General features: G+C 71.7%; 9 protein-coding genes. 3 read left to right on the forward strand and 6 right to left on the reverse strand.

The window, feature by feature from the left end; all coding sequences use genetic code 11:
- The first annotated feature begins 19 nt into the window (after window positions 1-19).
- The 3 genes from D7X74_RS12610 (at window position 20) to D7X74_RS12620 (ending at window position 4643) form a co-directional block, all read left to right on the forward strand.
- Window positions 20-886, forward strand: a complete 867-nt coding sequence (locus tag D7X74_RS12610; RefSeq protein ID WP_120533189.1) for an NAD-dependent protein deacetylase — start codon at window positions 20-22, stop codon at window positions 884-886.
- A gap of 150 nt (window positions 887-1036) precedes the next feature.
- Window positions 1037-3076, forward strand: coding sequence for a protein kinase (locus D7X74_RS12615; protein WP_120533190.1), 2040 nt, complete (start codon window positions 1037-1039; stop codon window positions 3074-3076).
- A gap of 10 nt (window positions 3077-3086) precedes the next feature.
- The gene (locus D7X74_RS12620; protein WP_120533191.1) at window positions 3087-4643 is read left to right on the forward strand and encodes an adenylate/guanylate cyclase domain-containing protein; all 1557 of its coding nucleotides are present in this window, start codon (window positions 3087-3089) and stop codon (window positions 4641-4643) included.
- 3 nt (window positions 4644-4646) lie between these two features.
- Here the strand turns inward: D7X74_RS12620 and D7X74_RS12625 are convergent, their stop codons facing one another.
- From D7X74_RS12625 to D7X74_RS12650, 6 genes are all read right to left on the reverse strand, one after another.
- Entirely contained in the window at window positions 4647-5327 is a 681-nt protein-coding gene (locus D7X74_RS12625; RefSeq protein WP_120533192.1) for a Crp/Fnr family transcriptional regulator, read from the reverse strand.
- A 422-nt stretch (window positions 5328-5749) separates the two neighbouring features.
- Window positions 5750-8182 (reverse strand): penicillin acylase family protein, encoded by a 2433-nt coding sequence (locus D7X74_RS12630; RefSeq protein WP_120533193.1) that lies wholly within the window; start codon window positions 8180-8182, stop codon window positions 5750-5752.
- Window positions 8179-9588 carry an MFS transporter gene (locus D7X74_RS12635; RefSeq protein WP_120533194.1) on the reverse strand — a complete coding sequence of 470 codons (1410 nt, stop codon included), beginning with the start codon at window positions 9586-9588 and terminating at the stop codon, window positions 8179-8181. Before D7X74_RS12635 ends, D7X74_RS12630 begins: the two co-directional genes overlap by 4 nt.
- Window positions 9589-9673: 85 nt before the next feature.
- Window positions 9674-14221, reverse strand: a complete 4548-nt coding sequence (locus tag D7X74_RS12640) for a type I polyketide synthase (protein WP_120533195.1) — start codon at window positions 14219-14221, stop codon at window positions 9674-9676.
- Complete coding sequence (locus D7X74_RS12645; RefSeq protein ID WP_233602075.1) at window positions 14214-17546, reverse strand: non-ribosomal peptide synthetase; 3333 nt, start codon at window positions 17544-17546, stop codon at window positions 14214-14216. Before D7X74_RS12645 ends, D7X74_RS12640 begins: the two co-directional genes overlap by 8 nt.
- Window positions 17543-23512, reverse strand: a complete 5970-nt coding sequence (locus D7X74_RS12650) for a type I polyketide synthase (protein ID WP_120533196.1) — start codon at window positions 23510-23512, stop codon at window positions 17543-17545. Before D7X74_RS12650 ends, D7X74_RS12645 begins: the two co-directional genes overlap by 4 nt.
- Window positions 23513-23526 lie beyond the last annotated feature (14 nt).

Genomic DNA, 23526 nt, shown 5'->3' on the forward strand with positions numbered 1-23526 from the left:
GCGTTATAGGCTGGGGCGCATGACGCTCCTCGCCGACCCGCCCGTCGCCGCCCTTCCGCCCGAAGCGGGCCTGGAAGCCCTGGCCTCGCTCCTGCGCGGCCGCCGCGTCGTGGTGCTCACCGGCGCTGGCTGCAGCACCGAGTCCGGCATCCCCGACTACCGCGGTCCGGAGACGCGCCACAAGGTGCGCAACCCCATCCAGCACCGCGAGTTCCTGCAACGCCCCGAGGTCCGCGCGCGCTACTGGGCCCGCAGCCTGTTGGGCTGGCCGCGCTTCACCTCCGCCCGGCCCAACGACGCACACTTCGCGCTGGCCGCGCTGGAGACGGCGGGCATGACGCCGGGCCTCATCACCCAGAACGTGGATGGCCTGCACCACGCGGCCGGCAGTCAGCGCGTGCTCGAACTGCACGGCGCGCTGTCGCGGGTGCGCTGTCTGTCCTGCCAGGCGCAGGAGCCCCGCGCATCGGTGCAGGCGCGGATGCTGGGGCTCAACCCGGACTTCGCGCACACCGTCGTGGAGCTGCGGCCGGACGGCGACGCGGAATTGCCGCCGGAGGCCGTGGCGGATTTCCGCGTCCCCGCGTGCACCCGCTGCGGCGGGACGCTGAAGCCGGACGTGGTGTTCTTCGGGGATAACGTCGCGGCGCCGCTGGTGCACGACGCGTTCGCGCTCCTGGAGGAGGGCGACGCGCTGCTGGTGGTGGGCTCGTCCCTGACCGTCTACTCCGGCTTCCGCTTCGTCACCCGCGCCGCTGAACGCCACATGCCCATCGGCATCCTCAACATCGGCGAGAGCCGCGGCGACAGCCTCGCGGATGTGCGCGTGGAGGCGCGGGCGGGTGACGTGCTGCCCCGACTCGTGGCGTCGCTGACGCGCGCCTGACGCTGGACGTCCCTCCCTCCCACACCGGGCGTGCAGCCATCCGCCGCGCGTGGCGCAATGGGCACGCCCGGCGCGCTCCAGGTGTGCCATCATTCCCGGCTTCGCGAGGGGCGGCGGTGGGGTCGCTCCCGGGACGGAGACACAGGGCTGATGGACACCGGACGCCCGCTGGGCGGCAGGTACGCGCTGGAGCGCAGGATTGGCGGCGGTGGCATGGGTGCCATCTGGCTGGCCGTCGACCTGCAACTTCAGCGGCACGTGGCCCTCAAGCTCATCGCGTCGGAGGTCGTGGCCCGCACGCCGGAGGCCCACCGCCTCTTCGAACAGGAAGCCCAGGCCGTGGCCCGGCTGCGCCACCCGCACGTGGTGCAGGTGCATGACTCCGGCGTGGACGGCGGCGTGCCGTACATCGTCATGGAGCTGCTGGAGGGCGAGGACCTGGAGACGCGCCTGACCCAGCGCGGCCGCCTGTCCCCGGCCGCCGTGTCCGCGCTCGTCACCCCGGTGGCCCGCGCGCTGGCGGCGGCGCACGCGGCGGGACTCGTGCACCGCGACCTCAAGCCCGCCAACCTCTTCCTCGCCCACGTGGACGGGGAGGAGGTGGTGAAGGTGCTCGACTTCGGGCTCGCGCGCTCGCTCCTCCGCTCCGACGAGGCCGCGTCCGCGCAGGCCGAAGGGCTCACCGGCACGCTGCGCTACATGAGCCCGGAGCAGCTGCGCGCGGATCCGGACCTGGACGCGAGAGCGGACCTCTGGTCCTTCGCGGTGGTGCTCTACCGCGCCCTCACCGGCCAGTTCCCCTACGGCCCCGAGTCCGTGGGCGGCCTCTTGCGCGGCGTCTTCCACCCACCCACCGTGGCCGTCTCACAGCTGGTGCCGGAGCTGGGCGCGGCCGGGGATGCCTTCTTCCAGCGCGCGCTGCACCCGAAGCCGGAGCAGCGCTTCACGTCCGCGCGCGAGCTGGCCGCGGGCTTCGTCGCGCTGGTGGAGGCGGGCCGGGCCTCGCAGCCCGCGAAGGTGCTGGTGGTGGACGACGAGCCGGACGTGGAGGTGCTGATGCGCCAGCGCTTCCGCAAGCACGTGCGCGACGGCATCTACACCTTCGTCTTCGCGCGCGACGGTGAAGAGGCGCTGGAGGTGCTGCGAGCGCACCCGGACACGCACGCGGTGCTGTGCGACATCAACATGCCGCGCATGGACGGGCTCACCTTCCTGTCGCGCGTGGGCGAAGTGGATCCGCTGGTGAAGGTGGTCATCGTCTCCGCGTACGGCGACATGCCCAACCTGCGCACGGCGATGAACCGGGGCGCGTTCGACTTCCTCGTGAAGCCGGTGGACCTGGACGACCTGGAGTCCACGCTGGCGAAGACGGTGCGCCACGTGGCGGAGCTGCGCCGCGCGGTGCGCTCCACGGAGGAGAACGCGCTTTTGCGCATGTTCGTGCACGGCGGCATCCTGGAGCGCGTGCTGCCGCTGGTGCGCGGCCCCGGCGCGCTCGCGGGCGAGCAGGTGGACGCCACCGTCGCCTTCCTCGACGTGGCGGGCTTCACCGCTGTCACCCGCCAGCACCCTCCGGAAGCCGCGTTGCGCCGGCTCAACGCCAACTTCGAGGTCATCCTCCCGGAGCTGGAGACGCGCGGCGGCGTGGTGGACAAGTTCCTGGGCGACGCCGTGATGGCCGTCTTCCAGGGCGAAGCCCACGTGGCGCGCGCGCTGGACGCCTGCCTCGCGGTGAAGCAGCGGCTCCAGGCGCTCGCGTGGAGCGGGGGCGACGCGTCCCCGTACGCGCACGGCGTCTGCATGGGCGTGGACACCGGCACGGTGGTGTCCGGCAACGTGGGCGCCACGGGACGCGGCCGGTTGGACCACACGGTGCTGGGCGACGTGGTGAACACCGCCGCGCGGCTCGCCACCGTGGCCGGGCGCGACCAGGTGCTGGTGAGTGAATCGCTGGCCGCCCGGCTCGCGGCCTCCTTCGACTGCCGTCCCGTGGGGGAGCGGCGCCTGCCGGGCCCGGACGCGGCGATGCTCGTCGTGCGGGAGGTGGTGGCGCGGCACGGCAGCGCGTCCGCGTCCTCCTCCGAAGGCACCGCCCAGCAGGTGGCCCCCGCCGTCCTGGAGGCGCAGGCGCCCGCGCCCCGGGCCGACGCGTTCACGGCCAAGGGGCCCTCCTGGTCCACGTCCTCCTGAGCGGCAGCGCATGCGCCTCATCCTCAACCCAGGACAGGTGGATGAACGGGTGGTGATGCTGCCGGAAGGCACCACCACCATCGGCCGCACCGAGGAGAACGGCATCCGCGTGCCGCACCCCAGCCTGTCGCGGCGCCACGCGCGCCTGGAGCGGCGGGGCGGGCGCGTGGTGCTGGTGGACCTGGAGAGCAAGAACGGCAGCTTCGTGGGCCCGCACCGCGTGACGCGCCAGGAGCTGGGCCACGGCCAGTCCTTCCGCTGCGGCGAGGTGTCGTTCCGGCTCGTCTCTTCGGACACGCCGCTGCCGGACGGCTGGGGCCCGCTGCGCACCCAGCCCCTGGAGACACGCTTCTCCGGGGGCGCCATGGAGTCGCTGCTCGACACGCGCTCGCCGGACCGCACCGGCGACAAGCTCCAGGTGCTCCTCAAGGTGGGGCAGATTCTCTCGTCGCCGGGCCCGGTGGACGGCCTGCTGGAGCGCGTCGTCCAGCTCGTCTTCCAAATCTGGGCGGTGGACCGGGCGGCGGTGCTGCTGGTGGACCGGGACACCGGGCAGCTGGTGCCGCGCGTGGCCCGGGGCGCGCGGGGCGGGACGCTGCCGGAGCGCTTCTACAGTCAGCACATCGTGGACTACGTGCACTCGCGCGGCGTGGCGGCGCTCTTCGCCGACGCCCGCGACGACGCGCGCCTCCAGGCGTCCGAGTCCGTCTTCCGCCAGTCCATCCGCGCCTCGCTGTGCGTACCCCTGCGCACGCGCGACACGGTGCTGGGCGTGCTGTACCTGGACAGCCTCAAGCAGGGCGGCCTCTTCACCGACGAGGACCTGGAGTTCCTCACCGCCTTCGCCAACCAGGCCGCCATCGCGCTGGACCACGCGCACCTGGCGCGCAGGCTGGAGGAGGAGGCGGTGCTGCGAAACGCCTACCAGCGCTTCTTCCCGCCCGACGTCGTGCGCCAGCTCAAGGCCCTGAAGGGCGTCCCGCTGGACGTGCGCGAGGCGAACGTCACCATCCTCTTCTCCGACATCACCGGCTTCACCGCCATGTCCTCCCGCCTCCAGCCCCGGCAGGTGGTGGACATGCTCAACGCGTACTTCCCGGTGATGGCGGACATCGTCTTCCGTCACGAAGGCACGCTGGAGAAGTACATCGGTGACGCGCTGATGGCCGTGTGGGGTGCCCCCTTCGCCCGGCCCGACGACGCGGAGCGCGCCGTGCGCGCGGCGGTGGAGATGCAGCGCGCGCTGGCGGACCTGAATGCGCGCTGGCGCTCCGAAGGCGTGCCCGAAATCCACGTCCACATCGGCCTGAACTCGGGGCCGGTGGCCGCGGGCAACATCGGCTCGGAGCGCTACCTCCAGTACGCCACCGTGGGGGACGCCACCAACGTCGCCAGCCGCGTGTGCGGCGTCGCGTGCCCGGACGAGGTGCTCCTCACCGACGCCACGCGCGCCCTGCTGGACGCGGACGCCTTCGCGCTGGAGCCCCTGGCCCCGGTGACGGTGAAGGGCCGCGAGGAGCCCCTGTCCCTCTTCCGCGTGCGGTGGGAGCCGGCCGGGGGAGGGTGACGGCTACTCCGCGTCCTGCCCCAGCCGCTCCGGCTGGAGCAGGATGATCTGCCCGCCCTCGAAGGACAGCATCCCCTCGCGCACGTAGTAGCGGAGCCACTTGTTGACGCTCTCGCGCGTGACGCCGCAGAGGTTCGCGAGCTCCGACTGGGTGAGCTTCGGGGTGATGACCAGCCCCTCCGGCCCCTGGCGCCCCTGCGTCTTCGCCAGCTCCAGCAGCACCCGCACCAGCCGCGAGCGCGCATCCAGGAAGGCCGAGTCGTACACGAGCTGCGTCGTGCGCCGCACCAGCCGGCTCATGTTCGCCAGCAGCGCCAGGCTCACCTGGGGCCGCGTCTCCAGGTAGCGGCGGAAGTCGTCGCGCTGGAGCGTGAGCAGGTGCGCCTCCTCGCGCGCCATCGCGTCGGTGGAGCGCGACTCGCCGTCTAGCAGCGACAGCTCCCCGAACGCGTCCCCCCGGTCCAACAGCGCCAGGGTGATTTCGCGCCCCTCGCTGGAGCTCAGCCGGATGGCCACCTGCCCGCGCCGGATGATGAACAGCGCCGTCCCCACATCTCCCCGGTGGAAGATGACCTCCCCCCGGGCGAAGCGCCGGGGCTGGAGCAGCGACGACATGGTCTCCAGGTCCTCGCGGCCGAGGCTTTCGAACATCGGGATTTCGGCCAGCAGCTGCGCGTAGGACATGAGGGGGCCGCCATTCTGCCTGGAATCCCTGGATACAGGTAGGGAAGCCTCCCATCCAGACCGAGCGGACAAGTCCGGCGGGTGTGAACGCCTTCACACTCAGCCTGTGGGCCGCTTCACAGCCCGGAAAAGGGGGGAGGCGTACTGTCTCTTCATCGCAGCACGGGAAGCAGGGGGGGCCCGCAAAGCGACACGGTGAGTCAAAGAGGTCGGGGGACTTCTTAGCCCACTGGCGTACGAGCGGGGAACAAACGGGGGAGGAGCCGCAGGGGTCGGCACGTAGAAGGGGGAAGCGTCGAGTTTCTGAGGGGGAACTCGACGCGAACACGAGTGCCGGCTCTTGCTGGAGCCACGCAGCAACGAACCCGGGCCAGGAGGCCCGTCGCTCCGGGGGGAGTGACGGCCTTCTTGTCCGGGTTGTTTTATTTCACCAGCGCGACCGCGGGCGTCAGCGTCAGCGTGGCCTCGCGGTGCTGCTCCACGGCGTCACGCGTGTAGAGCATGGGGTGGAACTTCACCTCGCGGCTCAAGTCCAACAGGTCGTCACGGTGCGGGTGGAACAGGTGTTCCGTCTGCCCCGGCGCGTGGATGGACATGGAGCGGGAGAAGTCCTCCAGGTCGACGATCATCCGCAGCGCGGTGCCGTGGACCACGTTGAACGGGTGGCTCCACAGGAACGAGGCTCCGTCCACGGAGTAGTTGTCGCCCCGGGCCGGCACCGTGCGGGTGTTGAAGGCGCGGCGGATGGGGCCGGGAATCATCGGTCCGCCCAGCGGCTGGTGCGTGTACGTGAGCGTGTGGACCTTGCCCCACGCCCAGCCCTCCGGCTTCGGACCGAACGTCTTCCCAAGCCACGCCGTCGCGTCCGCCAGGGCCGCGCGGAGGATGTCGTCGCGCGTCTCCTTCGCGGGCGTCTTCGGGTCGTCCCACCAGGGGCTCTCCGGCTGGGACATCAACCCGATGACGAAGGGCATGTGCAGGCTGCCGTGGCGTTCGTACTGGCTCAGCAGGTACTGCTGCACCAGCTCCGGCCCCAGCTTGTGCTGGAGCAACCGGCGCAGCACCTCGATGTACCAGGCCTGGAACACCGTGGCGCCCACCGCGTCCGGTTCGAACCGCAGGTCCCACGCCTGGAGCGCGGCCACCGCCTGCTTCTGCGCGTCGTCGCCCGGGGCCACCGACAGGAAGTAGGGCCGCAGCGCTTCCGCGGGCAGCGAGTACGTCTCCGCCTGGATGCGCCGCATGTCCTCCACGGTGTGCTTCGTGCCCGCCTCAAGCAGGTCCGTGATGCGCTTGGCGCGGTAGCCGGGGAACCAGTTGTGCGCGATGAGGTACGGGTAGTCGTCGGAGGTGATTTTATTGTTCGCGGTGGCCGCGTAGCCCGCGGGCGGGTTGAACGACGCGGGCAATTCCTCGAAGGGGATGAAGGACGTCCACTCGGCTTCGCCCGTCCAGCCCGGCATGGGGATGAGGCCCTGGTGGCCCTGGCGGATGGGAATCTTCCCTGACGCCTGGTAGCCGATGTTGCCGGCCGTGTCCGCGTACACGAAGTTCTGGCCCGGGCTCTCCCACAGCTTCATCGCGCCGCGGAAGGACTCCCAGTCCGTCGCCAGGTTGAGGCGCAGCACGGCGTTGAAGAGCGGCTGGCATTCGCCGTGCGCCCACTTGAGCGCCAAAGGCTCGCTGTCCTTCAGCTCGTCGCCCATCACCGCGTTCATCAGCGGGCCGTGGCGGGTGCTCTTCACCTCCAGCACCACGGGCGTGCCGCCCTTGACGGGGATCTCCTCGCGGCGCACGTGCAGCTCGTGCCACGTGTCCTGGAAGAGGTACTTCTTCGGCGCCTTCGGGTCGTCCAGCTTCTCGATGTAGAAGTCCTGGGTGTCCGGGCCCAGGTTGGACATGCCCCAGGCGATCTTCCCGTTGTGCCCGATGATGAGCAGCGGCACGCCGGGCAGGGAGAAGCCCACGTGGTCGAAGCGGCCGCCGTGCAGGCCGTTCTCGTAGAAGGTGGACGGGAAGCCCAGGCCGATGTGCACGTCGTTGGCGAGCAGCGGCTTGCCGCTCTGCGTGCGCTGGCCGTGCACCACCCAGTTGTTGCTGCCGGAGACGATGTTCGGGTCGCCCAGCACCGCGTCGACCTTGTCCAGGCCGGACAGCGACTTCACGCCCTTGAGGCCCGGCAGGCGCGCCTCCTTCGGGACGATGAGCGGCGTCTCCGGCGCGTTCTGCGGCAACAGCGCGTTGGCCACCTCCTCACCGGCCGCCGCCACCAGCCGGGCACGCAACAGCTCCAGCCGGTTGTTGCCGCCCAGCATCAGCGCCAGCAGGTTGCCGCGCGTCAGCGTGTCCATGGGCGTCCAGGGCGCGGGCGTCACGTCCAGGACGGTGAACTCGTAGGCCAGCGGCTCCGCGGCGATGCGCGCGTTGATGCCCGCGCTGTAGGCCTCCAGGACGGCGCGGGCCTCCGGATCCACCTGGGGCCAGGATTGTTCGGCCATGTGGCGCAGGCCCAGCGTGAGGATCATCTGATCCACCGGGAGCAGGGCGGGCCCCAGCAGGCTCGCGAGCCTGCCGTCCACCAGCCGCCGGCCCATCTCCAACTGGAACAGCCGGTCCTGCCCGTGCACGTAGCCCTGGGCGAAGAACAGGTCGTGGTCGTCCTGCGCGTACAGGTGCGGCACGCCCCACGTGTCGCGCAGCACCTCCACCTTGCCGTGCAGGCCGGGCAGCGTGAGGGTGCCCTCGGCGCGCGGCCACCGGCGGCGGGCGAGCCACGGGCCCAGGCCGGGCGTGGCCACGGCCATGGCGGACGGGAGCATGCGCAGCATTCGCAGGACCTGGGAGAGGGCGCTCATGACGCGGAGGCTCCGGCGGCGGGGGTGGACGGCGTGTTGGAGGAGGTGTCCTCCGGCTGGGCGACGGGCACGTCCGGCAGGGCATCCGGAACCTCCCGGTCCAGGTTGCGCACGCGCGGGTTCAGCCACGCGACCGCCACGTTGGCGAGCGTCACCAGGCCCAGGAAGATGAAGAGCAGCGCGATGCCGCGCCCCGGGCCCACGCCCAGGAGGCGCCCCATGCTGTCGGCGAGCGCGCCGCCGGGCGCCATGGCCGGCTCGAAGAGCCCGTCCGCCAGCGGCCCCGCCATCAGGGCGCCGATCGGCGCGATGCACAGCAGCACCATGCGCTTCACCGCGGAGGCGCGGCCCTGGAGGTCCGCGGGAATCTTGCGCTGCCAGAACGCCTGGCTGCCGGCCATCATCGGCGGCATGGTGAACAGGTAGAGCGCGGCGGCGGCGGCCACCAGGGGCACGCTGGGCACGGGCGCGGCCATGAACAGCACCAGGCCCGACAGCAGGTTGAAGCCCAGGACGCCGTGGAGCAGGTTCTTGGGGCCTCCCCACACGCCCATGCCAATGGCGCCCACCAGCGCGCCCACGCCCGCCACCGACGCGATGCCGCCCAGCGTGGAGATGTCCGTGAAGGCGAGCACCAGCGGGGTGATGAGCAACATCACCAGGGACATGCACAGCGAGGCCACGGCGGTGAAGGCCAAGAGGCCCAGCAGACCCGGGCGCGAGCGGATGAAGTTCCAGCCCTGCTTCATCTCCTCGATCAGCGACCCCTTGCCCTGCTGTCCCTCCGCGGACACGGGCGGGCGCGGGAAGCGGACGATGAGCAGCGTGAGCACGGCGAAGGAGAAGCTGACGACGTCCACCGTCAACACGCCGATGAGGCCCACCGCTTCGATGAGCGCTCCCGCGACAATGGGGGCGAGGATCTGGCTGGCGCCGCTGGCCACCTCCGCCATGGCGTTGGCGCGGCCCAGGTGCTGCTTGGGCACCAGCAGCGTGATGGTGGCGAAGAAGGCGGGCCAGCGGAAGGCCCCGAAGCAGGCCCCGAAGGCGACGGGCAGGTAGAAGTGCCAGGCCTCGATCACGAACAGGCCCCGGTTGCTGGCGAGCACCATGGCGAAGATGATCAACGTGCTGGCGCCGTTGCCCAGGTCCGCCAGCAGCATCGCGCGGCGGCGGTCCCACCGGTCCACGAACGCGCCCGCGAACGGCGACAGCAGCACCATGGGCGCGAACGCGAAGAAGGACAGCATCGCGAACTGCGTGGTGGAGCGCGTGTCCAGGAACACCTTGGCGCCCACGCCGAACGCGGTGAGGCCGGAGCCGATGATCGAGATGAGCTGACCGAACCAGGTGAGCCAGAAGACCCGCATGGGCTGGGTGATGGTCAGGCGTTGGGAAAGGCTCATTCCACGTCTCTTCTGGCAGGAGGGGTCAGGGGCCCGCGCACGGTACTACGACAGGGCGCGCGGGCCCGGGCAATCCAGGGGGACTTCAGCTCTGCTCCAGCTCCGCGAGCATGGCTTCCAGGTCTTCGGGGTCGAGCTGGCTGGCGCTCGCTTCGACGATGGCCACCGTCATCACCTCCACGGTGGGGGACTCGAAGAGGGCGCGCATGGACAGCTCCACCTGGAAGGCCTCCCGGATGCGCGACAACAGCTGCACGCCCAGGAGCGAGTGCCCACCCAGTTCAAAGAAGTTGTCGGTGATGCCCACCGTCTCCACGCCCAGCAGGTCCTGCCAGAGGGTGGCGACGCGCTCCTCCGTCTCGTCACGCGGGGCGACGAAGGCGTTGGGCAGCGGGGGCCGGGGATGCCGGCCACCGGACTTCGCGCCGGAGCGCGTGGCCGCCGCGCCGTCGCGCGCCAACTGGAGCCGGGCCTCCAACGACCCGAGCGACGCGAGGAAGCGTCCGCCGGTGGGCTGGGAGAGCAGCGCGCGCAGCAGGCGGAAGCCCTCGGCCGGGGCGATGACGGCGTCGGGACGGAAGCCCTCGCCCACGCCCCACACGTCCCAGTCCACGGTGTACCAGCGGGTGCCGCCGCTCCGGGCCTGCTTCGCCGCCACCGCGTCCATTCCGGCGTGCGCCGCCGCCACCGCGCTGACCGCCATGCCGCCCAGCACCACGGTGAGGGACGACTGCACCACGACGAAGTCCGGGCTGCGCGTCGCCAGGGCCTCCGCCAGGTAGGTCACTCCCCCGAACCGGCCCGCGAGCAGCGGGGTGTTGGCTTCGTGCGTGGCTTCGGCCACGGCGATGCGCGTGGCCATGCCGCCGTCGCCCGCCGCGTAGAAGACGCCGTCGAGGTGGCCGAATTGCGCCTCCGCCACCTGGAGCGCCTTGTCGAGCTGGCCCGCCACGCCCGCGTCCGCGCGCAGCGCGAGCACCTGCGCCCCTGTCTTCTCCAGCGTGCGCACGCGCTCGATGGCCCTGGACGTCGGGTCCTGGGCGTCATGGCCTTCAAGCCACGCGTCCCACTCTCCGGCCGCGGGCAGCGTGCGGCGCGATATCAGGACGAGCTTCGGCTTCACCGCCTGCGTGAGCTGCTCCGCGAGCGCGAAGCCCACGCGGCCCAGGCCACCGACGATGACGTAGACGCCGCCGTCCTTGAGCGCGTCCGGCTGTGACGCCCCGGTCGCGGGGACGGGGGTGGGCTCGAAGGACTCCACGTGGCGGTACGGCCCGCGCAGGGCCACCACCGGCTCCGTGCCGGACGACAGCTCCGTCACCAGTCGCTCCAGCCACGGACCGGACGCGGCCTCTTCCGGCGCGGGCCAGGTGACGTCGACGGCGCGCACGGTGAGGCCCGGGTACTCCTGGGGCAGCACGCGGCTCGTGCCCACGCTCGCGGCCTGCCAGGGCACGAGCGGCTCCTCGCCCGTGACGTCCTGCGCGCCGGTGGTCACCACGTCCAGCGTCACCGGCGCCTTCGCCGCGCCAGGGCCCACGGCCTTCGCCACCTGGAGGAGCGCGTGGAAGGACGTCTCCAGCCCCGCCTCCAGCGCGCGGTGCTCCTTGAGCAGCGGCCACAGGTACGCGATGTGCGCGGGCGTCCAGTCCTCACCGCGCAGGCGCTCCAGGTGCTCGCTCAGGGCCTCGGGCTGGGACGGATCCACGGCGAAGCGCCGCGTCACCGGATCCGACACGTCCGTCCCCGCCACGAGCGACACCACGTCCGCGCCCGCGAGGCGCAGGCGCTCCGTCACGCGCGCGGCGACCGGCGTGTTCGCCTCCAGCACCAGCCAGCGCTGGCCCGTCAGCGACGGCACCTGGGGCGAGGCCCGCGTGCGCGGCCAGACGGGCACGGACAGCTCCACGCCCTGCGCCGTCGCGGTCATCGCGGGGACGGCGGAGGCGCGGGGAAGCGCGGGCGGCGGGCCCTTGAGCAGGTCGTAGCGCTCGCGCTGGAAGGGATAGGCGGGCAGGGGGATGCGGCGGCGCGCCTCGCCCTTGTAGACGCGGGAGAGGTTCGACTTCGCGCCCGCGAGCCACAGCTTCGCGGCGGCGTCCGTGGCGTGCGTGAGCGCGTCCTGGCCGGCGTCTCGCGGGGAGGGCAGCGACGTGAGGATCGCCGGGAAGGTGCCCTCGGTGGCGTTGCGGCGCACCAACGTGGCCAGCGAGTTGCCCGGACCGACCTCCAGGAACACGTGCTCGGGGTCGGTCAGCAGTTGCGCCGCCGAGTCCTGGAAGCGCACGGCCTCCCGCAGGTGGCGGGCCCAGTACGCCGGGCTCGTCGCGTCCTCGGGCGTCACCCAGGTGCCGGTGACGTTGGACAGGTAGAGGTCCTTCGGCGCCTTGCGCGTGACCTTGAGCACCGCCTGGCGGAACTCCTCCACGATGGGGTCCATCATCGCGGAGTGGAACGCGTGCGACGTGTGCAGGCGCGACACCTCCACGCCCTGGCCCTCCAGCTTCGCCTGGAGCGCATCCACCGCGTCGGTGGGGCCCGCGACGACGGTGAAGCCCGGCGCGTTGACGGCCGCCACGGACAGGCGCGCGTCCATCAGCGGCTGGACGGCCTCGGGCGTCATCCGCACCGACAGCATCGCGCCCGAGGGCAGCGACTGCATGAGACGGCCGCGCGTGGCCACCAGCGCCAGCGCGTCGTCCAGGGAGAACACGCCCGACAGGCACGCGGCCACGTACTCACCGATGCTGTGGCCCACCATCGCCTGCGGCGTCACGCCCCACGACGCCCACAGCTTCGCGAGCGCGTACTCGATGACGAACAGCGCGGGCTGCGTCAGGGACGTCCGGCGCAGTTGTTCCGTGGCCTGCTCGCGTCCGTCCGGGGACGGGTAGAGCACCGTGCGCAGGTCCAGGCCCAGGTGCGGCTGGAGCTTCTGTGCGCAGGCGTCCACCTCCGCGCGGAACGTGGGCTCCTGCTCGTACAGGCCCCGGCCCATGTCCACGTACTGCGAACCCTGGCCGGAGAAGAGGAACACCACGGGCCTGCGCGTGTTCGTGCCCGCGCCTCCCAGCAACCGGCGCGCGTCCTTCAGCGCGGCCCGGGCGTCGGCGGTGTCGCGGACCACCACCGCGCGGCGGTGCTCGTGCGCGTGGCGGCCTGACTGGAGCGTGTAGGCCACGTCCGCCAGGGGCAGGGTGGGGTTCGCGTCCAGGTGCGCGGCCAGCCGGGCCGTGGCGTCCTCCAGCGCGGCGGGCGTGCGGCCCGACAGCGGCAGCACGTGCCACACGCGGCGCGACGGAGCGGGGGCGGGCGCCTTGGGGGCCTCCTCCAGGATGACGTGCGCGTTGGTGCCGCCAATGCCGAAGGCGCTCACGCCCGCGCGGCGCGGCCCGTCCTGGGCCACCCACGGCCGGGGCTCGGAGGGCACGAAGAACGGCCCACCGTCGAAGTCGATGACCGGGTTGGCCTGCTGGAAGTGGGGGCTCGCGGGAAGCTCGCGGTGCTCCATCGCGAGCACCGTCTTCACCACGCCCGCGATGCCGGCCGCCGCATCCAGGTGGCCGATGGCGGCCTTGAGCGAACCCAGCGCCACGCGCTTCGAGCCCGTCTCCGTGCCTCCGAACGCCTGGTTGAGCGCGGCCACTTCGATGGGGTCGCCCAGCGGGGTGCCCGTGGCGTGGGCCTCCACGTACTGGATGTCGTCGGGCCTCACGCCGGAGATGGCGAGCGCCTCCGCGATGACGGCGGCCTGTCCCTCCACGCTCGGCGCGGTGAAGCCCACCTTGCCCGCGCCGTCGTTGTTCACCGCCGTGCCCAGGAGCACGCCGTGGAGGGTGTCGCCGTCCTTGAGCGCGTCCGACAGCCGCTTGAGCACCACCACCGCCGCGCCCGCGCCACGCACGGTGCCGTGCGCCTTCGCGTCGAAAGCGCGGCAGTACCCGTCCGGCGAGAAGATCATCCCCTCCTGGTACAGGTAGCCCGCCGTCTGCGGGAAGGACACGGACGCGCCGCCCGCGAGCGCCATGTCGCTCTCGCCCGACAGCAGGCTCTGGCACGCCAGATGGAGCGCCACGAGCGAGCTGGAGCACGCCGTCTGCACCGTGGCGGCGGGGCCGCGCAGGTTCAGCCGGTGGGACACGCGCGTCGCCACGTAGTCCTTGTCGTTGGCCAGCATCACGCCGAACGAGCCCGCCGCGTCCATCAGGTCCGGCTGCCGCATCAACGCGCGCAGCAGGTAGGAGCTCAGGCTCACGCTGGCGTAGACGGCCACCGCGCCCTTGAAGCGGCCCGGATCATAGCCGGCGTTGTCCAACGACTCCCACGCGCACTCCATGAAGATGCGCTGCTGCGGATCCATCAACTCCGCTTCGCGCGGGCTGTAGCCGAAGAGGCCCGCGTCGAAGTCCGTCGCGCCGTCCAGCACGTAGCTGGAGCGCACCCACTGGGGATGGGCGCGCAGGGCCTGCGGCACGCCCGCCTCGTCCAGCTCCGCGTCCGTGGGCACCCGGCGCGCATCGCCTCCGCGCCGCAGCATCTCCCAGAACCCCTCCAGGTCCCGGGCCCCCGGAAAGCGGCCGGACAGGCCGACGATCGCGATGCGCTCCTCACCACCACCCACTGCGTCACTCATCCGCGTCTCCGTCCGTCGTCTCCGCCCGACCGCGGCCCCCCACCGCTCGGCGGTTCACCGTGCGTCGCGCCTCGGCCCGGGAACGGCCCGACTGCGCCGCGTCCTCCGAGGGCTGCTCCTCCCGACGCGACAGCCGCGTCGCCAGCGCCCGCACGGTGGGGTACTGGAAGAGGTCCGTCAGTGCCAGCTTCACGCCCAGCTCCGCCGTCAACCGACGGTGCAACTGGAGCGCGAGCAGCGAGTTGCCACCCAGCTCGAAGAACGGGTCGTCCAGGCCCACCCGCTCCACGTGCAGCAGGTCCTTCCACGCCTGGGCGATCTGCTGCTCGATGGCCGTCCCCGGCGCCACGAAGGGCCGCGAAGGATCCGCGCCCCCCAACTCCGGTGCCGGCAATGCCTTGCGGTCCGCCTTGCCGTTGGGGCTGAGCGGCATGCGCTCCAGCACCACGACGTTGGACGGCACCATGTACTCGGGCAACCGCTCCAGCAGGAACGCACGCAGCGCGCCCGCCTCCGGCGCAGCGTCCCGGCCGGTGACGTATGCCACCAGCCGCTTCTGGCCCGGCCGGTCCTCGCGCGCGAGCACCACCGCCTGCTTCACCGATGGGTGCTTCTCCAGCGAGGCCTCGATTTCACCCAGCTCGATGCGCAGGCCGCGGATCTTCACCTGGAAGTCCGCGCGGCCCAGGTACTCGACCTCGCCGTCCGGCAGCCACCGCGCCACATCGCCCGTGCGGTACATGCGCGCGCCCGGCGCCGTCGCGTACGGATCCGGGATGAATCGCTCGGCGGTGAGCGAGGGCCGCGCCAGATAGCCCCGGCCCACCTGCACGCCGCCGATGTACAGCTCGCCCGCCGCGCCCTGCGGCACCGGCTGCAACTCGGCGTCCAGGATGCGGATCTGCGTGTTGTCCACCGGCCGGCCAATGGGCACGGACCTGCGCCCGTCGTTCGGCTGGCACGCGTGGAAGGTGACGTCCACCGCCGCTTCCGTGGGGCCGTACAGGTTGTGCAGCCCCGCGCCGGGCAGCATTCGCAGGCACTGCTCCTTCAGCTCCAGGGGCAGGGCCTCGCCGCTGCACACCACGCGCTTCAGCGACGTGCACCCGGCCACGTCCGGCTCCTCCAGGAACGCCTGGAGCATGGAGGGCACGAAGTGCAGCGTGGTGACGGACGCGGACGTGATGAGCGCTGTCAGGTACGCCGGGTCCTGGTGTCCGCCGGGCTTCGCGACGACGAGCTTCGCGCCGGTCATCAGCGGCCAGAAGAACTCCCACACCGACACGTCGAAGCTGAAGGGCGTCTTCTGGAGCACCACGTCGGCCGGCGTGAGCCGGTACGCGGACTGCATCCACAGCAGGCGGTTGCACACCGGCCCGTGCGCGTTCATCGCGCCCTTGGGACGGCCCGTGCTGCCGGACGTGAAGATGATGTACGCCAGCGAATCCGGCGTGGCGAGCGGCGCGGGCGCGGTGGTGGGCTCGCGGGCAATCGCCTCCCAGCCCGTGTCCAGCGCCACCACCTTCGCGTCCGTGGCCGGCAGCCGCGACAGGAGCCGCTCCTGCACCAGCAGCACGGGGGGCCGGGCGTCCTCCAACATCCAGCCCAGGCGCTCCTGCGGATAGCCCGGATCCAGGGGCACGTAGGCGCCGCCCGCCTTGAGCGTGCCCAGCAGGCCCACCACCATCTCCAGCGAGCGCTCCACGCACAGGCCCACGCGGACCTCCGGCCCCACGCCGTGCTTGCGCAGGGCGTGTGCGAGCTGGTTGGCGCGGGCATCCAGCTCCCGGTAGGTGAGGCGCGTGCCCTCGAACTCCAGGGCCACCGCGTCCGGCGTGCGCGCGACCTGCGCCTCGATGAGCGACGTGAGCGTCGCTTCGGGCGGATGGGCGACGGTGGTGTCGTTCCACTCCTGGAGCACGCGGTGGCGCTCGGTGTCGGGGAGCAGCGGCAGCCGGGAGATGGACACGTCCGGCTGGACGACGATGGCCTCCAGCAGCGTCTGGTAGTGCGCGAGCAGCCGCTCGGCCGTGGCCGGCTCGAAGAGGTCGGTGCTGTACTCGGCGATGACGCGCAGGCCCTGCGGCAGGTCCACCAGCAGCAGGGACAGGTCGTACTTCGTCGTGCCGGTGTCCACCGGCTTCGCCTCCATCACCAGGCCCGGGGCCTCCAGGGCCGGCATGGGCGCGTTCTGGAGGACGAACATCACCTGGAACATGGGCGTGTGGCTCAGGTGCCGTTCAGGCTTGAGCGCGTCCACCAACCGCTCGAAGGGGATGTCCTGGTGCGCGTACGCGTCCAGCGTGGACTCGTGCACGCGGCCCATCAGCTCGCGGAAGGACGGCTTGCCGGACAGGTCCGTCCGCAGCGCCAGCATGTTCACGAACAGGCCGATGAGCCCCTCCACCTCCGCGCGCGGACGGCCCGCGATGGGCGTGCCCACCACCACGTCCTCCTGTCCGGTGTAGCGCGACAGGAGCACGTTGAAGGCCGACAGCAGCGTGACGAAGAGCGTGCGGCCCTCGCGCTGGCCCAGCGCCTTGAGCGCCTGGGTGAGGGGGCTGGACAGGTGCATCACCTTCCGAGCGCCCTTGGAGCTCATCAGCGCTGGACGCGGCTTGTCCGCCGGCAGCTCCAGCAGGGCGTGCGGGTTGAGCCGGCCCTTCCAGTACGTGAGCTGCCGCTCCAGCTCCGCGCCCTGGAGCCAGTCCTTCTGCCACACGGCCCAGTCCGCGTATTGCAGCGGCAGGGCGTTGAGCGGCGGGGGCTGGCCCTCCAGGCACGCGCGGTACGTCATCGCCAGCTCGTGCACGAGCACGCCCATGGACCAGCCGTCGGAGACGATGTGGTGCTGATCCACCAGCAGCACCTGTTCGCCGCCGCCCAGCAGCATCAGCACCGCGCGCAACAGCGGGCCCTGCTCCAGGCTGAAGGGCTGCTGCGCGAGCCGCACCACGCGCCGCTGGGCCTCCTCCTCGCGCTCGGACTCCGGCAGGCCCTGGAGGTCCATCACCTCCAGCGGGACTTCACCGGTGGCGGCGATGATCTGCATCGCCTGACCGTCGCGCTCCTGGAAGGTGGTGCGCAGCGTTTCATGCCGCTCCACCAGCAGGGCCAGGGCCCGGCCCAGCGCGGCCGTGTCCACGGTGCCGGACAGGCGCACCGCGGTGGGCATGTGGAACGCCGCGCTGCCGGGGCTCCACTTGTCCAGGAACCACATCCGCTCCTGCGCGAAGGACAGGGGCGCCTGCTTCCCAGCGGGGCGCGTCTTGTCCTTCAGGAGCTGGGCCAGCCGGGCTCGCTTCTCTTCGGGCGTCAACGTCATGATCCGGTTGCTTCCTCGTCGCTGCTACCGCCACCCGTGCCACCGCCGCCCGCGTCTTCCAGCACCGCGAGCAGCTCCGCCACCTGTTCGTCCGACAGCTGATCCATGTTCTCCAGCAGCTTCTCGGCCTCCGCGGCGGTCACCTTCTTCTTCGCCTCGGGGACCACCGGCGTGGGCGCCGGGGCGGGCGTCGCGCCCTCCACGGAGTAGCCCAGCCGCTGAATCACCGCGTGGGTGGAGGCGTCGAACGCGCGGGGCCACTTGATGCGCTTCCAGGACTCGCCCAGCTTCTTCTCGATGCCCTGGTGCTGGAGGATGTTGGGGTCGCCCAGCCCGCCCATCATCCGGTCCTTCTTGCCGTCGTACGGCTGGACCATGCGCTCGTCGTAGGGCAGGCCCAGGAAGTCACACACGCCGGTCATCACCTTCGTCGGATCCGCGACCAGGTCCTCGTACGCCACCCAGTGGCAGCGCTCGCGGCCGATGCCGTCGAAGAAGTTGAGCAGGTTCCGGTTGGACAGCGCCCACACCGTCTCCGCCACCACGTAGGGGTCCACGTCCGCGTCGCCGAAGAGGCCGGCGGCGAAGAGGCGGTCGAAGCGCATCCGGAGGATGGACTCCATCACCGGCAGCGGGTGCCGGTAGAGGTAGATGTACTTGTTGCCCTCGAACATCTGCTCCGCGCGCTGGAGCGTCTCCACGTCCATGGCGTACGTGGGCGTCTTGTCCACGAGCAGCCGGGGCGCGGACTTCTCCTGGAGGCGGCGGTAGACGTCCTGCGCGGAGGCGTCCTCCGCGACCAGCCTGTCCACCAGCGCGGCACCGGCGCCGGAGTCCAGCTTCTCCAGCTCCATGAAGGCCCACTGCAGACCGCCCGTGGTCCACTCCATCTCGCTGCCGAAGCCGATGTTCTCGCGCCACTCGCGCATGCTCTCGAAGAAGAGCAGGTTCACCTCCGGCGGGCAGAACAGCCGGGGATGTCCCGCGAGCATCACGCGGAACAGCGTGGAGCCCGCGCGAGGGCTGGAGTGCACGAACACCATCGGCGGGTTCTTCTTCGCGGTGTCGGTGCGCGCCTTGCCGGTGCCCTGCGCGCGGTAGGGCTTGAGCGGATAGGCGGACAGCGGCTTGCCCTCCGCGAAGCGCTGCGGGTTCGTCAGCCGGTCCATCTCCACGAGCAGGTACTTCGACAGCTCCGGGATGGACGGGTGCGCCTGCACCTCGTGCGGGTAGAGCTGGAACTTGAAGTCCTGCCGCAGGTCGTATTCCAGCTCCGCGCCCAGCGCGTGCAGGTCATGTCCCTTGAGGCTTCCGTCCGCGGGCAGCTTCTCCAAGGGGATGCGCAGCCCCTCGGAGATGTGGTGGCGCAGGTACTCCGTCATCAGCGCGGGGCGCTCGGTGGGGAACGCGGTGCGCAGGCGCTCCGCGATGGGCTTCTCCGTGGAGGCCGCGCGCTTGCCCAGCTCCTGCTCCACGCGTCCGGCGACCCCGGCCACGGTGGGCGTCTCGAAGAGGCCGCGCAGCGACAGGTCCACCTTGAGCACCGCGTGGATGTGGTTGCGCAGCTGCGTGGCCAAGAGCGAGTGCCCGCCCAGCTCGAAGAAGTTGTCGTGGATGCCGATGCCGTGGATGCCCAGCACTTGCTCCCAGATGCCCGCGACCGTCTTCTCCAGCTCCGTGGTCGCCGCGACGAAGGGCGTGAGGATGGACGGCCGCCCGTGCTTGCCGGGCGCCGCGTCCTTGCGGCCCGCGTCCTTCTTCGTGGGGCGCGGTCCCTGGCGGCGGCGCGCGCTCAGGTCGCCGGTGGAGATGGCGAGCTGTCCGCCTTCCCCCTGCGAGAGCGCGCGGCGCAGCGCCTCCAACCCTTCTGTGGGCTGGATGGCGAAGCGGGCCAGCGCGGGGCTGACCTCCTCCATCGCGCGGGCGTCCGCGAACTGCCACGCGTCCCAGTCCACGCTGAGCCACGGGTAGGCGGACGTCTCGCTGAGCCCTTCCGCGAAGGCATCCATGAAGGCGCTGGCGGACGCCTGCGCCACCTGGCCCAGGCCGCCCAGCACCGACGACAGCGAGGAGACGAGGAGGCAGAATGCGGGGCCCTCCGGGGGCAGCACCTTCCGCAGCACCTGCACGCCGTGGACCTGGGGACGGAAGTGCCAGTCGCACTCGGCTGGCCCGGTCTCCGCGATGGTGCCCAGCGTGGCGCCCTGCATGCCGCCCGCCGCGTGGATGACACCGTCGATGCGGCCGAAGCGCGCGAGCGCCGCGTCCACCACGCCCTTCATGGATTCCACGTCGGTGAGCGCCGCGGGCAGCACCAGCAGCTCCACGCCGGTGCGCTCCAACGCCAGCGCGCGCTGGATGCGGCGGGTGACGGCGTCGTCCACGCCCTGCTTCTCCATCCACGCGGTCCACTGACCCCGGCTGGGGAAGTCCGCCGTCTCCACCAGGAGCAGCTTCGCGTGGTGCACCGTCGCCAGCTCGGACGCGAGCGCATGGCCGATGCCGGTGAGGCCGTCGGTGATGAGGTACACGCCGCCGTCGCGAAGCACCTCCGGACCGCCGGCCTCCAGACGCACGGGCTCGAAGGTCTGCACCCAGCGCTGACGGCCGCGCAGGGCCACCACCGCGTCACGCGCCTCCGCACGCAGCTCCGCCGCCAGCCGGTCCGCCACCGCGCCCGCGTCCCCGGGCACCACGTCCACGAAGCGGCAGGTGAGGTGCGGATACTCCTGGGGCAGCACGCGCGTAGGGCCCACGAGCAGCGCCTGCTCCGGAAGCTGCTCGTCCGCCTGTTCCACGCGCGCCGAGCGGCTCGTCACCACGGACCACGTGAGGGGCTCCAGGTGGCCCACGTCGCCCAGCGCCCGGGCGAGGAAGAGCTGGCTGTGGAAGCCCAGCTCCAGCGCCGCGTCCGACGCCAGGGGTTCGCGCGACAGGCTCCACAGGTGCACCACGTTCGCGAACGTGCGGCCCTGCTTCTTCAGCGACTCCAGCACCGCGCAGTAGTCCTCGCGGCGCCTCGGATCCACCGTGTACGTGCCGTCCGCTCGCTGCTCGAACTGCGCGCCCGGAACCACGCGGAACACGGTGTCACCCAGCTTCGGCGCCAGCGCATCCGCCACGCCCGTGTCGTCCGCGAACACCAGCCAGCCCGCGCCGGCCTCTTCCCGGGCCTTCGCGCGGGGCAGGGGCGCGAGCTTCCACGACGGCGCGTAGAACCAGTCCGCCACGTCCGTGCGCTTCGTCAGCGACGCGGGGGACTCCGCGCGGGTGCCGGAGCCCAGGGGCTTCGCTTCAATCCAGTAGCGCTCGCGCTGGAACGGGTACGTGGGCAGCGGCACGCGGCGGCGCTGCTCGTTGGCGGAGAAGCCCTTCCAGTCCACCGACACGCCGCCCAGCCACAGCCGGCCCAGCGCGCCCAGCAGCACCGGGAGGTCCGAGGACTGCTCGCGCGGGTGGCGCGTGGAGCTGACCAGGACGCGGCCTTCGGCGCCCGGCTGCTGCTTCGCCAGCGTCGCCAGCACCGTGCCGGGACCGACCTCCAGGAAGGCCGCCTGCGGCCACTTGCGCGACAGCTCCTGCAACCCGGCGGAGAAGCGCACCGCCTGACGCAGGTGCGTGGCCCAGTAGCCCGGGTCCGTCGCCTGCGCGGCTTCAATCCACGTGCCCGTCACGTTGGACAGGAAGGGCAGGGAGGGGGCGTTGAGCTTCACCTGCCGCACGCGCTCCGTGAAGGGCGCGAGGATGGGGTCCATCATCGAGGAGTGGAACGCGTGCGACGTGTGCAGCCGCGACACCTCCACGCCCTGCGCCTCCAGCTTCGCCTGGAGTGCGTCCACCGCGTCGGTGGGGCCCGCGACCACGGTGAAGCCCGGCGCGTTGACGGCCGCCACGGCGAGTCCGCCCGTCAGCAGCGGCTTCAGCGCGGACTCCTCCATGCGCGCGGACAGCATCGCGCCCGCGGGCAGCCCCTGCATCAGCTTGCCGCGAGCGGCGACCAGCGCCAGCGCGTCCTCCAGCGAGAACACGCCCGCGAGGCACGCGGCCACGTACTCACCGATGCTGTGACCCAGCATCGCGGAGGGCTTCACGCCCCACGCCATCCACAGCTTCGCGAGCGCGTACTCGACGACGAAGAGCGCGGGCTGCGTCAGCTCCGTGCGCGACAGCGCCTGCGTCGCGGCCTCCGCCTTCGAGGCCTCCGGGAAGAGCACCGTGCGCAGGTCCAGGCCCAGGTGCGGCGTCAGCTTCTCCGCGCACGCGTCCAGGTGCTTCTTGAACGTGGGCTCGGACGCGTACAGGTCGCGCGCCATGCCCACGTACTGCGAACCCTGACCGGGGAACAGGAACGCCACCGGCCGCTCCTGCACGTCCGGCGCTTGCGTCCACAGGCGGGGGCCACCCTCCACCTCCAGCGCGGCCAGCGCGTCGTCCCGGTCGCGGCACACCAGCACGCGCCGCCTGCCCATCGCCTGCCGGCCCGTCTGCAGCGTGAAGGCCACGTCGGAGAGCGGCTGCTCGGGATGCGCCTTCAGGTGCGCGGCCAGGTTGCGCGTCGCCGCGTCCAGCGCCGCGTCGCTCTTCGCGGACAGCACCAGCAACTGCGTGGGCCGCGAGGCCCCGGACGCGGGCAGCGTGGGGGCCTCTTCCAGCACGACGTGCGCGTTGGTGCCGCCCACGCCGAAGGAGCTGACGCCCGCGCGGCGCGGGTGCTTGGGGTTCGCCTGCCAGTCGGTGAGCTTCGTGTTGACGAAGAAGGGGCCACCCGCGAACGGAATCTCCGGGTTCACCTCCGTCACGTGGAGGCTGGGCGGAATCTGGCGGTGCTCCAGCGTCAGCACGGCCTTGATGAGGCTGGAGACGCCGGCCGCGTTGGCCAGGTGCCCGATGTTGCTCTTGAGCGAGCCCACCGGGATCTTCGGAGGATTCGCCTTCGCGGCGGCGGAGCGGAACTTGAACGCCTTGTTGAGCGCGCGCACCTCGATGGGGTCGCCCATCTTCGTGCCGGTGCCGTGCGCCTCCAGGTAGCCGATGCTCTCCGGGGGCACGCCCGCGGCGCCCAGGGCCTCGCTGATGACGGTGGCCTGTCCCTCCACGCTGGGGGCGGTGAAGCCCACCTTCAGCGCGCCGTCGTTGTTGATGGCCGAGCCCTTGATGATGGCGTGGATGTGGTCGCCGTCCTCGATGGCGTCCGCCAGCCGCTTGAGCACCACCACGCCCACGCCGCTGCCGAACACCGTGCCCTCCGCCTTCGCGTCGAACGCGCGGCAGTGGCCGTCCGGGGACACGATGCCGCCGGGCACGAAGGGGTAGCCCTCCGGGTGCTTCACGTGCACGGACACGCCGCCCGCGAGCGCGACGTCGCACTCTTCATTGAGCAGGCTCTGGCAGGCCGCGTGCGTGGCCACCAGCGACGTGGAGCACGCGCTGGTGATGGAGTAGCTGGGCCCGCGCAGGTTCAACTTGTACGCGACGCGCGTGGCCAGGAAGTCCCCGCCGTTGCTCACGTCCACCTGCACCTGGTCCATGCCGCTCAACTGGTCGAAGTTGGGGACCAGGTGGAACACCAGGTACGTGTTGGTGGACGCGCCCGCGAACACGCCGATGGAGCCGTCGAAGCCCTCTGGCGTGTGGCCCGCCTTCTCCAGCGCCTCCCACGCGCACTCCAGGAAGACGCGGTGCTGCGGATCCATCAGCTCCGCCTCGCGGGGCGTGAAGCCGAAGAAGCCCGCGTCGAACAGTTCCATGCCCTCCAGCGCGGCGCTGGCCTTCACGTGGCGCGGGTCCTTGCGCAGGACGGGGTCCACGCCCAGCTTCTCCAGCTCCGCGTCCGGCACGGGCTGGATGGACTCCACGCCTTCGCGCAGGTTCTTCCAGAAGGTGTCGAGGTCGGGTGCGCCGGGGAAACGTCCGGCCATGCCGACGATGGCGATGGCCTGCGCGTCGATGTTCGAGTCAGAGGACATGGGGTGTGCTCTTC

The organism is Corallococcus sp. CA047B, from assembly GCF_003612065.1.
GTDB lineage: Bacteria > Myxococcota > Myxococcia > Myxococcales > Myxococcaceae > Corallococcus > Corallococcus praedator.